This window comes from Phenylobacterium sp., assembly GCF_041691455.1.
Taxonomy (GTDB): domain Bacteria; phylum Pseudomonadota; class Alphaproteobacteria; order Caulobacterales; family Caulobacteraceae; genus Phenylobacterium.
Genome location: NZ_JBEPUO010000018.1, coordinates 1 through 17103, shown reverse-complemented (window position 1 = coordinate 17103; position 17103 = coordinate 1). Strand labels below are relative to the sequence as shown.

At 68.1% G+C, this 17103-nt stretch carries 21 protein-coding genes, 1 tRNA gene and 1 pseudogene; 8 read left to right on the top strand and 15 right to left on the bottom strand.

Annotation, left to right across the window (positions count from 1 at the left end; all coding sequences use genetic code 11):
- The first annotated feature begins 24 nt into the window (after nt 1–24).
- The 3 genes from ACESMY_RS17220 to ACESMY_RS17210 are packed head-to-tail and all read left to right on the top strand — an operon-like array spanning nt 25 to nt 1759.
- Entirely contained in the window at nt 25–351 is a 327-nt protein-coding gene (locus ACESMY_RS17220; RefSeq protein ID WP_372785846.1) for a PadR family transcriptional regulator, read from the top strand.
- On the top strand, nt 348–929 hold the full coding sequence (locus ACESMY_RS17215; protein WP_372785845.1) for a DUF1700 domain-containing protein: 582 nt from the start codon (nt 348–350) through the stop codon (nt 927–929). Before ACESMY_RS17220 ends, ACESMY_RS17215 begins: the two co-directional genes overlap by 4 nt.
- The gene (locus ACESMY_RS17210) at nt 926–1759 is read left to right on the top strand and encodes a GIN domain-containing protein (protein WP_372785844.1); all 834 of its coding nucleotides are present in this window, start codon (nt 926–928) and stop codon (nt 1757–1759) included. Before ACESMY_RS17215 ends, ACESMY_RS17210 begins: the two co-directional genes overlap by 4 nt.
- Here ACESMY_RS17210 and msrB read toward each other — a convergent pair.
- From msrB to ACESMY_RS17180, 6 genes are all read right to left on the bottom strand, one after another.
- Entirely contained in the window at nt 1756–2247 is a 492-nt protein-coding gene (gene msrB, locus ACESMY_RS17205) for a peptide-methionine (R)-S-oxide reductase MsrB (protein ID WP_372785843.1), read from the bottom strand. The genes ACESMY_RS17210 and msrB overlap by 4 nt on opposite strands.
- Nucleotides 2248–2318: 71 nt before the next feature.
- Complete coding sequence (gene argC / locus ACESMY_RS17200; RefSeq protein ID WP_372785842.1) at nt 2319–3296, bottom strand: N-acetyl-gamma-glutamyl-phosphate reductase; 978 nt, start codon at nt 3294–3296, stop codon at nt 2319–2321.
- Between the two features lie 82 nt (nt 3297–3378).
- Complete coding sequence (rpsI, locus tag ACESMY_RS17195) at nt 3379–3870, bottom strand: 30S ribosomal protein S9 (protein WP_372785841.1); 492 nt, start codon at nt 3868–3870, stop codon at nt 3379–3381.
- 2 nt (nt 3871–3872) lie between these two features.
- A complete protein-coding gene (rplM, locus tag ACESMY_RS17190) occupies nt 3873–4346 on the bottom strand; it encodes a 50S ribosomal protein L13 (RefSeq protein ID WP_372785840.1) in 474 nt (157 codons plus the stop codon).
- Between the two features lie 146 nt (nt 4347–4492).
- Nucleotides 4493–5065: a cytochrome P460 family protein gene (locus ACESMY_RS17185; RefSeq protein WP_372785839.1), complete on the bottom strand. Its 573-nt coding sequence runs from the start codon at nt 5063–5065 to the stop codon at nt 4493–4495.
- A 154-nt stretch (nt 5066–5219) separates the two neighbouring features.
- The gene (locus ACESMY_RS17180) at nt 5220–6251 is read right to left on the bottom strand and encodes a COX15/CtaA family protein (protein ID WP_372785838.1); all 1032 of its coding nucleotides are present in this window, start codon (nt 6249–6251) and stop codon (nt 5220–5222) included.
- A gap of 106 nt (nt 6252–6357) precedes the next feature.
- On the opposite strand from ACESMY_RS17180, the gene ACESMY_RS17175 reads away from it, so the two are divergent.
- Complete coding sequence (locus tag ACESMY_RS17175) at nt 6358–6552, top strand: DUF2842 domain-containing protein (protein ID WP_372785837.1); 195 nt, start codon at nt 6358–6360, stop codon at nt 6550–6552.
- 125 nt (nt 6553–6677) lie between these two features.
- A tRNA-Pro gene (locus ACESMY_RS17170) sits at nt 6678–6754 on the top strand.
- Between the two features lie 28 nt (nt 6755–6782).
- Here the strand turns inward: ACESMY_RS17170 and ACESMY_RS17165 are convergent.
- From ACESMY_RS17165 to ACESMY_RS17140, 6 genes are all read right to left on the bottom strand, one after another.
- Nucleotides 6783–7175 carry a MerR family transcriptional regulator gene (locus ACESMY_RS17165; RefSeq protein WP_372785836.1) on the bottom strand — a complete coding sequence of 131 codons (393 nt, stop codon included), beginning with the start codon at nt 7173–7175 and terminating at the stop codon, nt 6783–6785.
- A gap of 14 nt (nt 7176–7189) precedes the next feature.
- Nucleotides 7190–7492: an integration host factor subunit alpha gene (locus ACESMY_RS17160; protein WP_293365954.1), complete on the bottom strand. Its 303-nt coding sequence runs from the start codon at nt 7490–7492 to the stop codon at nt 7190–7192.
- Nucleotides 7493–7587: 95 nt separating this feature from the next.
- The gene (locus ACESMY_RS17155; protein WP_372785893.1) at nt 7588–8556 is read right to left on the bottom strand and encodes a beta-ketoacyl-ACP synthase III; all 969 of its coding nucleotides are present in this window, start codon (nt 8554–8556) and stop codon (nt 7588–7590) included.
- Between the two features lie 8 nt (nt 8557–8564).
- Complete coding sequence (plsX, locus tag ACESMY_RS17150) at nt 8565–9644, bottom strand: phosphate acyltransferase PlsX (RefSeq protein ID WP_372785835.1); 1080 nt, start codon at nt 9642–9644, stop codon at nt 8565–8567.
- A 90-nt stretch (nt 9645–9734) separates the two neighbouring features.
- Nucleotides 9735–10256, bottom strand: coding sequence for a DUF177 domain-containing protein (locus tag ACESMY_RS17145; protein ID WP_372785834.1), 522 nt, complete (start codon nt 10254–10256; stop codon nt 9735–9737).
- Nucleotides 10253–10783, bottom strand: a complete 531-nt coding sequence (locus ACESMY_RS17140) for a ubiquinol-cytochrome C chaperone family protein (protein ID WP_372785833.1) — start codon at nt 10781–10783, stop codon at nt 10253–10255. The genes ACESMY_RS17145 and ACESMY_RS17140 overlap by 4 nt, the downstream gene beginning before the upstream one ends.
- A 119-nt stretch (nt 10784–10902) precedes the next feature.
- On the opposite strand from ACESMY_RS17140, the gene ACESMY_RS17135 reads away from it, so the two are divergent.
- Nucleotides 10903–11409 carry an outer membrane protein assembly factor BamE gene (locus tag ACESMY_RS17135; protein ID WP_372785832.1) on the top strand — a complete coding sequence of 169 codons (507 nt, stop codon included), beginning with the start codon at nt 10903–10905 and terminating at the stop codon, nt 11407–11409.
- Between the two features lie 99 nt (nt 11410–11508).
- On the opposite strand, the gene ACESMY_RS17130 is transcribed toward ACESMY_RS17135, so the two are convergent.
- Together ACESMY_RS17130 and ACESMY_RS17125 are read right to left on the bottom strand one after the other, a co-directional pair.
- Nucleotides 11509–13641 (bottom strand): sodium-translocating pyrophosphatase, encoded by a 2133-nt coding sequence (locus tag ACESMY_RS17130; protein WP_372785831.1) that lies wholly within the window; start codon nt 13639–13641, stop codon nt 11509–11511.
- A 185-nt stretch (nt 13642–13826) separates the two neighbouring features.
- On the bottom strand, nt 13827–14273 hold the full coding sequence (locus tag ACESMY_RS17125) for a hypothetical protein (protein ID WP_372785830.1): 447 nt from the start codon (nt 14271–14273) through the stop codon (nt 13827–13829).
- 103 nt (nt 14274–14376) lie between these two features.
- Between ACESMY_RS17125 and ACESMY_RS17120 the strand changes: the two genes are divergently transcribed.
- Together ACESMY_RS17120 and ACESMY_RS17115 are read left to right on the top strand one after the other, a co-directional pair.
- Nucleotides 14377–15351, top strand: coding sequence for a retroviral-like aspartic protease family protein (locus ACESMY_RS17120; protein ID WP_372785829.1), 975 nt, complete (start codon nt 14377–14379; stop codon nt 15349–15351).
- An 80-nt stretch (nt 15352–15431) separates the two neighbouring features.
- Entirely contained in the window at nt 15432–16787 is a 1356-nt protein-coding gene (locus ACESMY_RS17115) for a serine hydrolase (RefSeq protein WP_372785828.1), read from the top strand.
- On the opposite strand, the pseudogene ACESMY_RS17110 reads toward ACESMY_RS17115, so the two are convergent.
- Nucleotides 16784–17103: pseudogene (locus tag ACESMY_RS17110) on the bottom strand (DEAD/DEAH box helicase); the annotation flags it as partial. The gene ACESMY_RS17115 and the pseudogene ACESMY_RS17110 sit on opposite strands and share 4 nt — an antisense overlap.

The window sequence follows — 17103 nt, the reverse complement described above, 5'->3', positions numbered from 1 at the left end:
TTGGCTTCGCAAGGAGGCGCCGACGTGCCTGAAGCCATCGAGATCCAGCTGAAGAAGGGGGCGCTCGAGCTTTGCGTGCTCGCCCTCCTCTCGCAGCACGACAGCTACGCCTACGACATCGCCAGCCAGCTCTCCGATTCGATCGGCATGGGCGAGGGCACGATCTATCCGCTGATGCGCAGGCTGCAGAACGATCGGCTGGTCGAGACCTATCTGGTCGAATCGCAGACCGGCCCGTCGCGTAAATACTACCGGCTGACCGACGCCGGAAAGGCGAGCTTCGCCTCGCAGAAGGCCGCCTGGAGCTCGTTCTCCGGCGCGGTGCAAGGTATCCTTGGAGGGGCGAAATGACCCGTCAGGCGTTCATGGCCCGGTTGCGGGAAGGCCTTCGCGGCCTGCCCCCGTCCGCCCAGGCCGACATCGTCGCGGACTATGAGAACCATTTCAAAGAGGGCGAGGCCGCCGGCCGCAGCGAGGCCGACGTGGCCGCGGGGTTGGGCGACCCCGGGCGGCTCGCCCGCGAGCTTCGCGCCGAGATCGGCCTGAAACGCTGGGAGGAAGAACGCAGCCCGTCTGCCGGCGCCTCGGCGATCTTCGCGGTGCTGGGCCTCGGGGCCCTCGACATCCTGGTGCTGCTGCCGATCCTCATGGGCGTCGGCGGGGCGATGTTCGGCATCGCCATCGCGGTGATCGCGGTCTTCTTCGCCGGCGGCGTGGTCTTTGCCGCCGGACCGTTCACCGGCCTGGCCGGCGGCCCGACCGCCGCGGTCCTGGCCGGCATCGGCCTGATGTCGGGCGCGGCCTCGATGGGCGCGGTGCTGGCCATCTGCACCGTCGGCCTGGTCAACGCCCTCGTCTGGTACGGCCGCCTGCACTACCGGCTGCTCAAGCCGGCGCTCGAACCGCAAAGCCTGGGAGGCGTGCAATGATCCGCGTGCTCGTCATGATCGCCGTCACGGGCTTCCTGCTCTCGGTGGTCACCCTATCGACGGCCGTCGCGATCGGCGGCCCGGATCTGCTCAGCAACGGCGCCTGGAACTGGGGCCGCTGGAACTCGGACGGCGATATCTCGATCAACGGCCATCGCTGGGGCCATGGTCACGGCGACTGGGCCGAGAACGGTCCGCAGGCGACGCGCGAGGTCGCCTGGACCGGCGGCGACAGCCTCGACATCGATGTCCCGGCCGACGTGCAGTACACCCAGGCCCCAGGCCCCGGAAAACTGACCATTTCCGGCCCGCAGAACATGATCGAAGACATCGAGGTGGAGGGCGGCCAGATCCGCTTCGCCCACGGCCACCACGGCGCCCACTGGGGCAATCTCACCATCACCATGACCGCGCCGGGGGTGAACAGCTTCACCATCGGCGGTAGCGGCGAGGTCGCCATCGCCGGCTACAAGCAGGACAAGCTCACCCTGGACCTGTCGGGCAACGCCAACGTCAGGGCCAGCGGCGAGGCCAAGGCCGTGGCGCTGACGGTGTCGGGCTCGTCGGACACCGACCTCTCGGGCCTGAAAGTCGAGAACGCCGACGTCGACATCACCGGCTCCGGCGATGCGACCCTCGCGCCCACCGGCGCGGCGAACCTCAACATCTCCGGCTCGGGTGACGTCACGCTGCTGAGCCATCCGGCCAGGCTGGAAAGCAACATCACGGGCTCGGGCAGCATCCATCAGGAAGACGGCGGATCACCGTCGCCATCGCCCTCTCCGTCGCCGTCACCCTCGCCGCCGCAGAAGCACGGCAAGCGGCTCTAGGCGGGGACGAACTTCAGCGCGAGGCCGTTGTTGCAGTAGCGCAGGCCAGTGGGCTTCGGCCCGTCGTTGAAGACGTGGCCGTGGTGTCCCAGGCACTGGGCGCAATGGTATTCGGTGCGTGGCACGCCGATCGCGAAGTCCTTTTTCTCGGACAGTGACCCCGGGATGAAGGTGTAGAAGCTCGGCCAGCCGGTGCCGCTCTCGAACTTCCAGTCCGACTTGAAGATCGGCAGGCCGCAGCCCAGGCAGACGAAGGTCCCCTTGCGGTGCTCGGCGAGCAGCGGGCTGGAGCCCGGGCGTTCGGTGTCCTCGTGGCGCAACACCTCATAGGAAGCGGCCGGCAGGCGCGTCTTCCATTCCGCGTCGGAGACCTTGCGGAACGGCGAGGCGGCGTAGGGGTCGGCCGCGGCGAACGCCAGGCTGGGGGCCGCGGCGGCGAAGGCCGTGGCCATCAGGAAGCCGCGGCGGGAAAGGCTGAGGGTGCTCATGCCTGGATTACGTGGCGCCACGGACGAAAGTTACAAGCCTTCTTCGGTTTCAGCCCTGTCACGGCGCAGGATCACAGCCCCGCACCCTCCTCCAGGCCTAGCATCAGGTTGAGGTTCTGGACCGCCGCGCCCGACGCACCCTTGCCGAGATTGTCGAGCAGGGCCACCAGGCGGACCTGGGCTCTTTCGGCGTTCGGAAACACGAAGAGCCGCATGCGGTTGGTGCCGTTCAGCGCCTCCGGATCGAGGGCCGCCACATAGCCGCCGGCCCCGGCGCGGGCCTTGGCGAGGTCGGCGCATTCCGTGCCGCTCGCCACCTCCACGAACCGCTCGCCGGCGTAGGCCGCTTCGAGCGCCACGCGCAGGTCGCCCGGGTCCGGCTTGCCGGGCAGCGCCCACAGCTGCAGCGGGACCTCGACGATCATCCCTTGGGCATAGCGGCCGACCGAGGGGGCGAAGACCGGGGGATGGATCAAGCCGGAATGCCGCTGCATCTCCGGCAGGTGCTTGTGGGCGAGCGTCAGGCCATAGACGCGGAAGGCGTCGTTCGTGCCGGCCGGGACCGGCCCCTCGAACTCGCCGATCAGGCTCTTGCCGCCGCCGGAGTAGCCGGAGACGGCGTTCACGGTCAGCGGGAAGTCCGCGGGGATCAGTCCCGCCGCCACCAGGGGCCGCACGAGGCCGATGAAGCCGGTCGGATAGCAGCCGGGATTGCTGACCCGCGTGGAGCCGGCGATGGCCGCGCGCTGGCTCGCGTCCATCTCGGCGAATCCATAGGCCCAGTCAGGCGCCGTGCGGTGCGCCGTCGAGGCGTCGACGATGCGCACGCTGTTCGAAGTGACTAGCGAGACCGCTTCGCGCGCCGCGTCGTCCGGCAGGCAGAGCACGACGACGTCGACGCCGTTCAGCAGCTCGGCGCGCGCATCGGCGTCCTTGCGCCGCGCCGGATCGATGGAGACGACCTCCAGGTCGGTGCGGCGGGTCAGCCGGTCGCGGATCTGCAGCCCGGTGGTGCCGGCTTCGCCATCGATGAAGACTGTGTGGGTCATAGCCTCGAGATCCAGACAAAGAGAAAGGGCGCCTCGGTTTCCCGAAGCGCCCTTTCCGAAACGCGAGTTTTCGCGCGCGGCTTTAGCGCTTCGAGAACTGGAAGCTGCGTCGGGCCTTGGCCTTGCCGTACTTCTTCCGCTCGACGACGCGGCTGTCGCGGGTCAGGAGGCCGTGCGGCTTCAGGACGGCGCGCAGGCCGGGCTCGTAATAGGTCAGCGCCTTGGAGATGCCGTGGCGGATCGCGCCGGCCTGGCCGGAAAGGCCCGAGCCCTGCACGGAGACGACCACGTCGAACTGGCCCGCACGGTCGGCGAGATCCATCGGCTGGGCGATCATCATCCGCAGCACGGGACGCGCGAAGTAGATCTCCTGGTCGCGGCCGTTGATGGTGATCTTGCCCTTGCCGGGCTTGATCCAGACGCGGGCGATGGCGTTCTTCCGCTTGCCGGTCGCATAGGAACGACCCTGGGCGTCGACCTTGCGCTCGTAGACGATCACGTCCTCGGCGGCCTGCGTGCCCATGCCCTTCAGGGCGTCGAAGCCGGTCGCTTCGGTGGTGGGGGATTCGGACATGCTTACGCGCTCCGCACGTTCTTGGCGTTCATGTCGGCGAACGCGATGGTCTCGGGGTTCTGGGCGGCGTGCGGATGCTCAGGCGCGTTGTAGATGCGCAGGTGCGTCAGCTGCTTGCGGGCCAGCGGGCTTTCCTTCGGCAGCATGCGCTCGACGGCCTTTTCCAGCACGCGCTCGGGGAACTTGCCGTCGAGGATCTGGCCGGCGGTCCGTTGCTTGACGCCGCCGGGGTGGCCGGTGTGCCAGTAGTAAATCTTGTCCGACAGCTTCTTGCCGGTGAACTTCACCTTGTCGGCGTTCACGACGACGACGAAGTCGCCGCAGTCGACGTGCGGGGTGTAGTCGGGCCGATGCTTGCCGCGAAGACGGTTGGCGATGAAGGTCGCGAGGCGGCCGACCACGGCGTTCTCGGCGTCGATCACGATCCACTTCTTCTCGACCTCGGCGGGCTTCAGCGAAGCCGTGGTCTTCATCATAGGAAATTCATCCGGATCTTGGCGGGGCGAAAGGACCCCGGCGTGAGCGGGCGCATATGCCGACAATGCCGGACGCTGTCAACTCGCCGGTGGGAGAATATGCTCACGCCGTTGAAAACACGGCACTTTATTGATACGGTAATATACTACCGCTTCTCGTCCTTGCCCTTGGCTTCCTCGGCGAGATAGGCCGCGCTGAAGGTCTTCATCTCCTGCGCCTTGGCCTGCAGTGTCGGGTAGAACTGGACGAAGGTGGTGTCCACCGCCGCATGCTGCTCGTGGCAGGTGTTGCAGGCCGAGGTCTGCGGGAACGCCGCCTGCGAGGGGCCCTGCCCGCCGCCGAACCCAAAGAAGGCCCAGCCGCTCTTGAAGCGGGCGGTGTCCTTCACATGCGCCTCGCGGCCCAGCACGTCGGCCTGGAACACGCCTTTCTTGTTGATCGAGCCACGGCCCTCGCCCTTGCGCACCTCGAGCATGAAGATGGTCTTGTCGGGCCAGGTTCCGGTCTTCTGGTAGCTCTCGTAGGCCTCGCGGTTGACGAAGACATTGTCGAACGCGTGTGTGTCGCCCACGCCGGCGTTCTCGGAATAGGCCATGTCCATGCCGCTCGAGAGGTAAACCCAGGTCCGGTAGTCCTTCGGATATTCAAGCTTGCCGTCGGCGGTGTAGGCGAAAGCGGCCTTGTGGGGCTCGGCCCGCGAAACCGCGGTGACGGCCAAACCCCCTCCAATTGCGACGGCGAGCGCCGCCGAAAAAATCCGAACCCGCGATGACATGCCTTGCCCCCTGGTCTTCGCCGAAGCGACGTCGCCTCCTTGTGGCTCCGCTCGCCGGTGTCTGCAATGACGAGAAAACAGCGTTTCCGGACTCGGCTCAGATCCGGCGCACCCGCCAGGCGAAGGCGACCGCGAGGCTGAGCGTCAGGGCCGCGGTGAGCTGGTGGGCGACCCCAAGACCGACCGGCACGCGGGCCATCAGGGTGGCGATCCCGAGCAGGGCCTGGACGATCACTATCAGCGCAAGGCCCAGCGCAAGCTGCTTGGCCTCTACGGCGAGACGCCTCGACCGCAGCGCGCCCACGCCCACGGCCACGGCCGCGACCAGTAGCAGATAGGCGACCAGCCGGTGGTGCAGCTGCACGGCGCCCTGACTGTGCGCCAGCGTCGCCCACAGGCCCGCGCCGGCGTAGTCCTTCGGCAGCAGATGGCCCGCGAACAGCGGCCAGTCATTGTAGACCAGACCCGCCTGGTTGCCGGCCACCAGGGCGCCCAGCAGGATCTGGAAATAGATCAGGCCCACGAGCCAGAGCGCCCGGCCGCCCCAGGGGCTCGGCAAGGTCTGGCGCGCGGAGCCCGCCCAGGCGTCGAGCGCGGTCCAGACGAGGGCGCCCAGCAGGGCGAAGGCTATCCCTAAGTGGATCATCAGCCGTTCGGGCGCGACATAGACCCGCTCGGCGAGGCCGCTCGCCACCATCCACCAGCCCACCAGCGGCTCCAGGCCGATCAGGACGACGATCGCGACGAACTGCCAGAGGAGCCGCCTCGGCAGCTCGCGGCGGACCGCGAACCATGCGAGCGGTGCGAGGAAGACGACGCCCAGGAGCCGCGCCAGGAAGCGGTGCGACCACTCCCACCAGTAGATGAAGCGGAACTGCTCCAGCGTCATGGCCGGGTTCACGTACCGGAATTGCGGGATCGCCCGATAGCGCGCGAACTCCGCCTGCCAGTCGGCGAGGCCGAGCGGCGGCAGCGCGCCGGAGATCGGCTTCCACTGGGTGATCGACAGGCCCGAGCCGGTCAGGCGGGTCGAGCCGCCCACCACCACCATGGCCAGCACCAAGGCGGCGACGGTCAGGAGCCAGAAGGCGACGGCGCGGGAGCGGTCGGAACGCAGGAACGAGGTCATGAGCCGGGATCGGGCGCCATTCGGGCTGAACTGGGGCGCGGCGTATCGCGGAAAGCCGCGGGCGTCCACGCTTCCACCGGACGGACCGCGCGGCTAAGGACGGCGGATGAACCCGCGCGTGCGCAAACTGATCGGCCTCTTCGGCATCCTGGCCTTCCTGCTGGCCTACATGGGCCTCGTCGCGCGCCTGGCGCAGTACGTGCCTGACCACGGGCCGCTGCAGTTCGTCTTCTACGCCCTGGCCGGCGTCTGCTGGGGGATTCCGGTCCTGCCGCTCATCTCCTGGATGAACCGGACGTAGATCGTTGCTGGTCGCTCTTCCTGATCCGCCGAGCTGTCCCCAGTCGGCCGGAAAACGCTCCGCGGCTTTTCGGGATTGCGGCGACGATCATCGCCCGCCTATAAGGCGCGCTCGCCGCGAGGCGTCGGAGCGTAGCGCAGCCTGGTAGCGCACTTGACTGGGGGTCAAGGGGTCGCAGGTTCAAATCCTGTCGCTCCGACCATTCGCCGATCATCCCCCCAAGATGATGATCATTTGGACTTCAGCAGAGCATCCAGCCGTTGCTTGGCGGTCTCGAGGTCGCGCAGGGCTTCGTAGAGGCCGTCGCGGCCGGCCGCGGCCGGTCGGCCCTCAGCGGCGGGCGAAGCGCCCTCCCCGCCGCCGGCGCTGACCAGCCGGCGCAGACCTTCCTCGCGGTGCAGCCGCTGGACGCCCTTGATGGTGTAGCCCTCGTCGTGCAGCAGACGGCGGACGCCGCGCAGCACGGCGATGTCGGAGGGACGGTAGAATCGGCGGCCGCCAGCCCGCTTCATCGGCCGGATGAAGGCGAACTTGGTCTCCCAGAACCGCAGGACATGTTGCGGCACGCTAAGCTCGTCCGCCGCTTCGGAGATGGTCCGAAAGGCTTCCGGGCCCTTGGCCACGAGTTAAGCCGCCCTCACCGGGCCAGGGCGCGGTCGACCCGCGCCTTCATGACTTGCGAGGCGCGGAAGCCGATCACCCGGCGCGGCTCGATGGCGGCGGGCTCGCCGGTCTTGGGATTGCGGCCCATGCGAGCGCGCTTGGCGCGGACCTGGAAGACGCCGAAGCCGGAAAGCTTGACCTGCTCGCCCTTCTCCAAGGCGACCGCCATCAGCTCGAGCACGCGTTCGACCAGCTCTCCGCAGTCCTGACGCGTCAGGCCCACTTCCTCGTGGACCGCCTCACAGAGATCGGCTCGCGTAACCGTCGCGCCCTTCATGCTCGCCCGTGCCCCCGTCGCAATCCTGTAACGTTGCCCTGATTGTCCCATGACGTCAAAGACTTCAAGCGGGCGATTGCGGATCGCCGATAACCCTAGAGCCGAAGGACGCAGGCGCCCCAGGTGAGGCCTCCGCCCATCGCCTCCAGTAACAGCAGCTGACCGGGCTTGATGCGCCCGTCGCGCACGCCCTGGTCCAGCGCCAGGGGAATAGAGGCGGCGGAGGTGTTGGCGTGCTGGTCGAGGGTGGTGATCACCTTGTCCTCATCGATGCCCAGGCGCCGCGCGACGCCCTGCAGGATGCGCAGGTTCGCCTGGTGCGGCACGAACCAGTCGACGCTGGCGACCTCGACCCCGGCGTCCTCGGCGGCGGCCGTCACCGCCTCGGAGATGTTGACCACGGCGTGGCGGAACACCTGGTTGCCCTGCATCCGCAGCTTGCCGACCTGGCCGTTGGTGGACGGGCCGCCGTCGACGAACAGCAACTCCTGCTTGGTCCCGTCGGCGCGGAGCGCGAAGCCCAGCAGGCCGCGATCGTCCGTCGTCCCCTCGCCCTCCATTGGCTCCATCACCACCGCCCCGGCGCCGTCGCCGAACAGCACGCAGGTGCCGCGGTCGGTCCAGTCCATCAGCCGGGTCATGGTCTCGGCGCCGATCACCAAGGCGCATTTGGAGCGATTGCGGGCCACGAAGCCGTCGGCGACCGAGAGCGCGTAGACGAAGCCCGAGCAGACGGCCTGCACGTCGAAGGCGATGCCCACCGGGCAGCCCAGCTTGCGCTGGACGATGGTGGCGACCGCCGGGAAGGTGAGGTCCGCGGTGGTGGTGGCGACGATGATCAGGTCGATGTCGGCCGGGGTGCGGCCCGCCGCCTCCAGCGCCCGGCGCGCGGCGGCGGCGGCGAGATCGGAGACCGGCTGGTCGTCGGCGGCCTGGTGGCGCTGGCGGATACCGGTGCGCTCGACGATCCACTCGTCGGAGGTGTCGACGAACTTGGCGAGGTCGTCGTTGGTCACCACCCGTTCGGGCAGGTAGCCGCCGACCCCGGTCACAACACTACGCAACTGACGGGTCACTCGACGGCTCCTTGGGGCGCCTCGGCGGCGTGGGGTGGAGCCGGCTCGGCGGCCTCGGCGAGCGCGTCCGGCAACCGCCGCATGTTCCGTTCGATCTCGGCGGAGAAGTCGCTGCGGGCGAGGTCCGCGGCGAGCCGGATGGCCTGGGCGAAGTCCCGGTCGCTGGCCCCGCCATGGCACTTCAGCACGATGCCGTTCAGGCCCAGCAACGGAGCGGCCGGCGTCGGGCTCATTCGCTCGCGGAACCGCATCAGCGCCGAGCGTGCCAGGACCAAGCCCACCGTCGCCATCAGGCCCGAGGTGAGCGCGTTGCGCAGCTCGGCGTTCATGAAGCGCGCCGCGCCCTCCATGGCCTTGAGCGCGATGTTGCCGGTAAAACCGTCGGTGACGATCACGTCCACGGCGCCGCGGGTGATGTCGTCGCCCTCCACGAAGCCGCGGTAATCGAGGTCGATCTTGCCTTCGCGCAGGACGCGGTTGGCCTCGCGGACCTCCTCGTGGCCCTTCATCTCCTCGGAGCCGACGTTCAGCAGGCCGACGGTGGGCCGGGGCACGCCGTGTGCGGCGCGGTGGAAGGCCTCGCCCATGATCGCGAACTCCACCAGGCGCTCGGCGTCGCAGTCGATGTTGGCGCCCACGTCCAGGAAGGTGGTGACCGAGCGCGCGGTGGGGATGCTGGTGACCAGCGCCGGGCGTTCAAGGTCGGCGCTCATCCGCAGTATCAACTTGGATATCGCCATCAGGGCGCCGGTGTTGCCGGCCGAGACCGCGGCCACCGCCTGGCCCTCGCGCACCGCCTCGACGGCGTTCCACATCGAGGTCCCCTTGCCGCGGCGCAGCGCCTGGGCGGGCTTCTCATCCATGCCGATGACCCGCTCGGCGTGGCGGACTTCCACCCGGCGCGCGGCGTCGGGATGCTTGGCGAGCCCGGCGGCGATCACGGTCTCGTCGCCGTGCAGCAGGAAACGCACCGACTCCGGCAAAAGCGAGATCGCGCGCACCACAGCCGGGATCACCACGGGCGGCCCGTGGTCTCCGCCCATGGCGTCGATGGAAATCACCAGTGGTTGGGTCAAGACGGCGCTTTGGTCCTTCGACGGGTCCCGCCGGATTCGCCCGGGACGATAGCGCCCGGGCTCGGCAATGCAAACAAGGCCTTGAACCGGCTAGGGTCCGTCACCCTTCAGTTTCTTGAGCACCGCGAAGGGTGACTCGGGCTCGGTGGGCGGGGTGTAATCGAACTCCACGCCGGGCTTGCGGGCGAAGGGATCGATCTCCAGCGCCAAGTGCTCGATCACATAGGCCGCCAGGTCGATGGCGTCACCCTCCAGCACGTCCGGCGGATCGGGCGCCTCGGGGTCGTACTCGACCTCTCCGCCGCCGGCCGCCGGGGCCTGCGGGCTGCCGACGGGCACGATGCGGACATCGATGTCGCCCGCCAGGGGATGCTGGAAATTGTCCAGCGAGACCGCGCAGACCTGCTCGACGACGGCCTCGAACCGCCCGCTGATCTCCACCCCGTCGAACCATGGCTTGAGCGTCAGCTTCGCGGTCAGCGCCGGCAGGCTCTCCAGGCCCAGCTCGTGAGCGATCCTGGCGCGCTCGGCGGCGTCGGGCTCCAGCCGGACGCTGAGCGCGCCGCGGCCGACCTCGTGCAGCCGGACAGGCGTGGTCCAGGCCTGGTTCATGCGGCGATCCAGTCCACCTCGCCGGTCAGCAACCCCTCTGACGGCTGGTCCGCGAGTGCGGCGCGTTGGACCAGGACATAGTCCACCAGCTTCCGCACCGGGCGGGCCTCGGTCTGCGCATAGACCGTACGCGCCAGCAACGCCTCCAGCTCGGCCGTGTCAGGCAGAGCGGCGAAGGCGGTCTCATAGGATTTGCCGCGGCCATAGAAGGCTTCGCCCAGCTTGCGCATCTTGCGGCCCACGGAGAGGTCGCCGACTCCCATCTCGCGCAGCGCCTCGTCGAGGCCCTTCACATAGGTGTCGAAGAGGCTCTGGGAGACCTCGGCGGCGGCCTCGCCGTGACCGCGCAACCGGTCGATCAGCAGCAGCACATGCAGGCTGTAGACCTCGAAGCGGCCCTCGACCGTGTCGGGGGCGCCGAAGGCGGAATAGAGCGCCGGGTCACGCGATTGCGCCACGGCGCGGGCATAGAGCGCGCGGCCGGCGGCGAGGGCCGGGCGGGGTCGGAACAGTCGGTCCAGCAGCATGACGCCTCGATTTCGCCCGATCCGTTCCATAAAGCCGCATTGAACTAAGGGCCGAGCGACGATAGGTCAAAGCCCCAGGTCAAAAGCTTTCTGGCGTCAGAGCAGGTTCCAAGCCGCATATGTCCTCACGAGCCGCCTTCGTCGCCCTCGCCGCCGGCCTCCTGGTCCCGGCCGCCGCGGCCAGCCTTTCGGCCTGCGCGCCGATCACCAGCTATTCCGGCTTCCAGGCCATCGAGTCCGATCCGAAGGACGTGAAGATCGGGACCGACACCAAGTCGACCGTTCGCGGCCGGCTGGGCTCGCCCTCGGCCACCGGCACCTTCGACCCCAACACCTGGTTCTACATGAACCAGCTGAAGTCACGCGTCGCCTTCAAGCGGCCCGAAGTGGTTGCGCGCAACGTCGTGGCGATCACCTTCAACAAGGATTCCGAGACGGTCGAGAGCGTCAACAGCTTCACGCTGAAGGACGGCAAGGTCGTGGCGTTCAACGGGCGCGAGACGCCGACCCGCGGGCGCGAGCTGACCATCCTCGAACAGATCCTGGGCAACGTCGGCCGCGGCTCCATGCTGCCGCAGGACGACGAATCCGTCCCCGGCAACCGCCCGGGCGACCGCCGGAACTGAGCGCCAAGCGACTCATCCCCGCGAAGGCGCGGATCCAGAAATCAAAACGCCCCGGAGATCGCTCTCCGGGGCGTTTCCGTTTCGGCCTCTAGGCGAGGATCAGTGGATCACGCCATGGGCCAGGACCGCCAGCAGCAGCAGCGCCACGATGTTGGTGATCTTGATCATCGGGTTCACCGCGGGACCCGAGGTGTCCTTGTAGGGGTCGCCGACGGTGTCGCCGGTCACGGCCGCCTTGTGGGCTTCCGAACCCTTGCCGCCGTAGTGGCCTTCCTCGATCAGCTTCTTGGCGTTGTCCCACGCCCCGCCGCCCGAGGTCATCGAGATGGCGACGAAGAGGCCGGTGACGATCACGCCCATCAGCATGGCGCCGAGCGAGGCGAAGGCTTCGACCTTGCCGGCGATCGCCTTGATGACGAAGAACAGCAGGATCGGGCTGACGACCGGCAGCAGCGAGGGAACGATCATTTCCTTGATCGCGGCCTGGGTCAGGATCGCGACGGCGCGGCCGTATTCGGGCTTCACGTCATAGGTCATGATCCCGGGATTCTCGCGGAACTGACGGCGGACCTCCTCGACGACGGCTTCAGCCGCGCGACCCACGGCGGTCATGGAGAGACCGCCGAACAGGAAGGGCAGGAGGCCGCCGAACAGCAGGCCGACGACCACGTAGGGGTTGGAGAGGTCGAAGGCGACTGTGCCGAGATGGTCGAAGAACGAGCCCGGCGCGGCATTGGCCGCGAAGAACTTAAGGTCCTCGGTATAGGCCGCGAACAGCACCAGGGCGCCGAGGCCGGCCGAGCCGATCGCATAGCCCTTGGTCACCGCCTTGGTGGTGTTGCCGACCGCGTCGAGTGCGTCGGTGGTGACGCGCACTTCCGGCGGCAGGCCGGCCATTTCAGCGATGCCGCCGGCGTTGTCCGTCACCGGACCGAAGGCGTCGAGCGCCACGATGAAGCCGGCCAGCGACAGCATCGAGGTGGTGGCGATGGCGATGCCGAAGAGGCCCGCCAGGTTATAGGTGACGATGATGCCGATGATGATCGTCAGCGCCGGCAGCGCGGTCGATTCCAGCGACATGGCCAAGCCCTGGATCACGTTGGTGCCGTGTCCGGAGACCGAGGCCTTAGCCACCGACTTCACGGGCCTGAAGCCGGTGCCGGTGTAGTATTCGGTGATCACCACGATGGCGGCGGTGACGACCAGGCCGACGATGCCGCACCAGAAGAGGCTCATCCCGTCGAAGGACTTGCCGTTCACCGTCATGGTGGTGGTGACCAGCTTGCTGATCACCCAGTAGATCGCGCCCACCGACAGCACGCCGGTGACGATCAGGCCCTGATAGAGCGCGCCCATGATGTTGTTGTTCTTGCCCAGACGCACGGCGAAGGTGCCGATGATCGAGGTGATGATGCAGACACCGCAGATCGCCAGCGGCAGCAGCATCATGTTGGTCACCGTCTCGACGCCGGCCGGGGCGAAGAAGATCGCCGCCAGCACCATGGTCGCGACCGTGGTCACCGCATAGGTTTCGAATAGGTCGGCGGCCATGCCGGCGCAGTCGCCGACGTTGTCGCCCACGTTGTCGGCGATGGTCGCGGCGTTGCGGGGGTCGTCTTCCGGAATGCCGGCCTCGACCTTGCCCACCATGTCGCCGCCCACGTCGGCGCCCTTAGTGAAGATGCCGCCGCCGAGCCGGGCGAAGATGGAGATCAGGCTGGCCCCGAAGCCCAGGGCCACCATGGAGTCGACCACTTCACGACTGGTGTTCAGGTGGCCGAGCGGACCGGTCAGGATGGCGTAGTAGCCGGCGACGCCGATCAGGGCGAAACCCGCCACCAGCATACCGGTGATGGCGCCCGAGGTGAAGGCGAGCTTCAGCCCCTTGGCCAGACCTTCGGAAGCCGCCTGCGCGGTTCGGACGTTGGCGCGTACCGAGACCAGCATGCCGACGAAGCCGGCCGCGCCCGACAGGATCGCGCCGGTGGCGAAGCCGATGGCCGCCAGCGGACCGATCAGGAAGAAGACGGCGATCAGGATCACCACGCCCACCACGGCGATCGCGGTGTACTGCTTATTCAGATAGGCCTGCGCACCCTCTTGGATGGCGGCGGCGATCTCCTGCATTTTCGCGTTGCCGGGCGAGGCCCGGAGCAGCGAGGCGGTCTGCAGGGCGCCGTACAGCACGGCCAGCAGGCCGGCTCCGATCACCAGCATAAGTATCGAACTCATTTCGTGCGCACCCCTTTACGATCGCGCGGAGGGGGATCGACAGCCATCGTAACCACGCGGCCTCGGCTCGCTCCCAGCCCCAAGATTTTCCCCAAACACCGGGCGCGCTCTCTTAACGCCCCGAACGAGTGGCCGGAAAGTGCCAAAGTTGGCCGGTGGGCGCAACCTGCGCCTCCGGAGGGGCCTCAAGGGTGGGTTGGGACAGCCGGCCGGGGCGGCATGGCGCGCTTCTGGGGAGCCTGGGAGGTGACCACGACCGAGGTCATATTGCCGGCTCCGGCGATGACCGAGGCGGCCGGCGCCATGGCCGCCGAGAGCTTGGCTTCGTCGACCCTTTCCCAGCTGCCGGGCACGGTGAAGGGCGTGCGATGTCCGGCACGCACCAGGGCGTCGCGGAACGCCGGCTCCTTCTCGCGGATCTTGATCACGTCCGCCCCGTTTCGGAGGTTCACCCGGACGTAGACGAACACGTAGTTGACCAGCCGGCCGTCGAAGACCAGCGGCAGGGCCACCGGCTGCAGGTCGACATACTGGCCGACTTCTTTGGTCTTCTCGCCGGACTTTTCCGCAGCGTGCGCGGCGCCCGCCAGGATCAGCAGGGGCGCGGCGAGAATCAGCAGGCGCTTCAACATGGCCCCACGCTAGCGCGGGTGAAGTTTCCGCAAGGTTGAAGCCAGCGTGACCGTGACCTCGCCGGGTGGTAACCTCGTTCGCCCAAGGGCAGGAGTGCGTGCCATGCTTCCGAACCGCCGCCAGGCCGCCACCAGCCTGTTCGCCGCCGCAGCCGCCGCCCTTCCCTTCTCGCGGGCTGTCGCCCAGATCCGGATGGACGGTCCGGCCCTGGTGGAAGAGACGCCGACCCAGATCGACACCGGCCACGACGCCTTCGAGCACATGCTGGGCCCGGTGACCATCAACGGCCAGGGCCCGTTCCAATTCCTGATCGACACGGGCGCCAACACCTCCTGTGTGTCCAAGAGCCTCGCCGATCGCCTGGCGCTTCCCACGGCCGAGCCGGCCCGCGTCCACACGATCGTCGGCGTGCGCGAGCGGCCAGGGGTGCTGATCGATCGTCTGCAGGTCGGCGCCCGCAACCGCAAGGCTGTGCGCGCCGCGGTCCTGCCGCTCAACGACAACCTCGACGGCGTGCTCGGCATCGACTGGCTGAGCGGCCAGCGGCTCGAGCTGGGCTTCAAGGCCAAGAACCTCGCCATCACCCGCTCACGCGAAGAGGTCTCGAAGGAAGGCAGCGCCGTCGTGCCCGCGCGGCGCCGGCTCGGCCAGCTGACCATCGTCGACGCCGACCTCAGCGGAAAACGCATTAGCGCGATGATCGATTCCGGCTCGCAGATGACCATGTGCAACGCGCCGCTTCGAGAGATGGTGGCCGCCGCCGATCGGCGCCGCGGCCGGATCGATCCCTACCAGCGCATGCGGATGGAGACCCTGGTCGGCGAGCAGTTCTACGGCGAGATGCTGTTCCTGCCGTTCATGCGGCTGGGCGGCCTGCACCTGGGCAATATCCCGGTGGTCTACGCCGATATGCATGTCTTCGACATCTGGGGCCTGAAGGACAAGCCGGCCGTTGTGCTGGGCATGGACCTGCTGACCCAGTTCGACACCGTGTCCATGGACTTCGGCCGTTCGCAGGTGCGTTTCGACATCAGCGAGCCAGGCCTGCCGCCGGCGAGGCCGTTCCGATCGGCCTGAGTTCGACGCGGGCCGGCCTGGGGTTGCGTTGCGCGCGGCTTCCCGTAAATGACCTATGTAATATTCTAGAGAGGCGACGCATGAGTCGGCTGCGCATATTGTCTTGGGCGGCGTTCACGCTCGCCGTGTGCCTCACGCCCGCCCGCGCCGCCGAAAAGCCTCCGGCGGCGCCGCCCGGCTACGCCAAGGCCGTCGATAGCGTCGCGAACAGCTACGTGGATGCAGGTCTCTTCTCCGGCGCCATACTGGTGGCGAAGGACGGGAAGCCCATTCTTCGCAAGGGCTACGGCCTGGCCAATCGCGAGTGGTCGATCCCAGCGACCCCCGAGACGCGATTCCGGCTCGGCTCGATCACCAAGCAGTTCACCGCCACGGCGATCCTGCAGCTCGCCGAGCAGGACAAACTCGGCCTCGACGACCCGATCACCAAATACTATCCGCAAGCCCCGGCATCCTGGGCGCCGATCACCCTGAAGCATCTCCTGACGCACACCTCGGGGATTCCCAGCTACACGTCCCTGCCCGGCTTCTTCGGCAAGCTGTCGCGGGTCGACCGCACGCCCGAGGAGATCGTCGCCCTGACCCAGGACAAGCCCCTGGAGTTCACACCAGGTGCGAAGTTCAACTACGACAACACCGGCTACATCCTGCTGGGCTACGTGATCGAAAAAGTCAGCGGCCAGACCTATGCCGCCTATCTCCAGGACCACATCTTTGGTCCGCTCGGCCTGAAGAACACCGGCTACGACGACAGCGAGACGATCCTGCCCCAGCGGGCCGCCGGCTATACCGTGACGGGCGGAAAGCCGCGCAACACGCCCTACCTCGCCATGTCGCTCCCCTATGCGGCGGGCTCGCTCTATTCCACCGCCGACGACCTGCTGGCTTGGCAGCAAGCGCTGCAGTCCGGCAAGATCCTCAAGCCTGCGTCCGTGGCCGCGATGTTCACCGACCAGGGCTTCGGCTACGGCTACGGCCAGTTCATCTCGAAGGTGAACGGCCGGCGGATGTGGGCGCACGCCGGCGGCATCAACGGCTTTTCCACGGACCTTGTGCTGTTCCCAGACCAGGGCCTCAGCCTCGTAATCCTATCCAACAACGATCAGGCGCCGATCGACCGGCTGTTCGATCGCCTGAGCGGCTTCTACTTCGATCCGGCGATGCTGGCCGACGCGGCCCCGCCCAGCGCCAAGGACACGGCGGGCTATGTGGGCGCCTATCGCATGACGCCCAGCCTGACGCTAACGGTGACCCGCGGCGGCGGCCGGCTCTTCGCCCAGTTCGCGACCCAGAAATTCGAGCTCCGGCACGAGGTCGGCGCCACCTATTTCGTGCCCTCGCCACGGCTGACGGTCACCTTCGGCAAGGGCGCACCGTCGCCGCAGATCACCGTGCGCCAGGGGGCGAAGGACACCGTCGCCAAGCGGATCGGCTAGTTCGGCCGCCGCTTGGGCTTGCCTCCGGTCGGCTTGCCGGACGGTCGCGGGCCCTGAGGGCGAGCCCCTTGCGGCGCAGGACCTCGCGGCCTGACGAAGGGCTTTGGTCCGCCGGGCGGCCTTGGCCCGTCGCGGTTCACCGGCGGACGCGGCCCCCGCGGACGGTCCGCGGCCGGCGGGGCGGCGGCCGGCTCGATACGGATGTCGCCCTCGGCGGCGCCCTTCACCGCCTGGCGGAAGCGGGCCTCCGTCTCGGCGACGATCTCGAACTTGGTCTCGCGGTCGAAGATGCGGATCTGGCCGATGTCCTTCTTGG

What these genes read in the sequence shown, in the direction of transcription:
- ACESMY_RS17130 (WP_372785831.1), bottom strand. Translation starts at nt 13,641, where the DNA reads ATGAGTTCGATACTTATGCTGGTGATCGGAGCCGGCCTGCTGGCCGTG.
- ACESMY_RS17175 (WP_372785837.1), top strand. Translation starts at nt 6,358, where the DNA reads ATGAACCCGCGCGTGCGCAAACTGATCGGCCTCTTCGGCATCCTGGCC.
- rpsI (WP_372785841.1), bottom strand. Translation starts at nt 3,870, where the DNA reads ATGTCCGAATCCCCCACCACCGAAGCGACCGGCTTCGACGCCCTGAAG.
- ACESMY_RS17145 (WP_372785834.1), bottom strand. Translation starts at nt 10,256, where the DNA reads ATGAACCAGGCCTGGACCACGCCTGTCCGGCTGCACGAGGTCGGCCGC.
- ACESMY_RS17210 (WP_372785844.1), top strand. Translation starts at nt 926, where the DNA reads ATGATCCGCGTGCTCGTCATGATCGCCGTCACGGGCTTCCTGCTCTCG.
- argC (WP_372785842.1), bottom strand. Translation starts at nt 3,296, where the DNA reads ATGACCCACACAGTCTTCATCGATGGCGAAGCCGGCACCACCGGGCTG.
- ACESMY_RS17160 (WP_293365954.1), bottom strand. Translation starts at nt 7,492, where the DNA reads ATGAAGGGCGCGACGGTTACGCGAGCCGATCTCTGTGAGGCGGTCCAC.
- ACESMY_RS17120 (WP_372785829.1), top strand. Translation starts at nt 14,377, where the DNA reads ATGCTTCCGAACCGCCGCCAGGCCGCCACCAGCCTGTTCGCCGCCGCA.
- ACESMY_RS17215 (WP_372785845.1), top strand. Translation starts at nt 348, where the DNA reads ATGACCCGTCAGGCGTTCATGGCCCGGTTGCGGGAAGGCCTTCGCGGC.
- ACESMY_RS17140 (WP_372785833.1), bottom strand. Translation starts at nt 10,783, where the DNA reads ATGCTGCTGGACCGACTGTTCCGACCCCGCCCGGCCCTCGCCGCCGGC.
- ACESMY_RS17125 (WP_372785830.1), bottom strand. Translation starts at nt 14,273, where the DNA reads ATGTTGAAGCGCCTGCTGATTCTCGCCGCGCCCCTGCTGATCCTGGCG.
- rplM (WP_372785840.1), bottom strand. Translation starts at nt 4,346, where the DNA reads ATGATGAAGACCACGGCTTCGCTGAAGCCCGCCGAGGTCGAGAAGAAG.
- ACESMY_RS17135 (WP_372785832.1), top strand. Translation starts at nt 10,903, where the DNA reads ATGTCCTCACGAGCCGCCTTCGTCGCCCTCGCCGCCGGCCTCCTGGTC.
- ACESMY_RS17180 (WP_372785838.1), bottom strand. Translation starts at nt 6,251, where the DNA reads ATGACCTCGTTCCTGCGTTCCGACCGCTCCCGCGCCGTCGCCTTCTGG.
- ACESMY_RS17115 (WP_372785828.1), top strand. Translation starts at nt 15,432, where the DNA reads ATGAGTCGGCTGCGCATATTGTCTTGGGCGGCGTTCACGCTCGCCGTG.
- msrB (WP_372785843.1), bottom strand. Translation starts at nt 2,247, where the DNA reads ATGAGCACCCTCAGCCTTTCCCGCCGCGGCTTCCTGATGGCCACGGCC.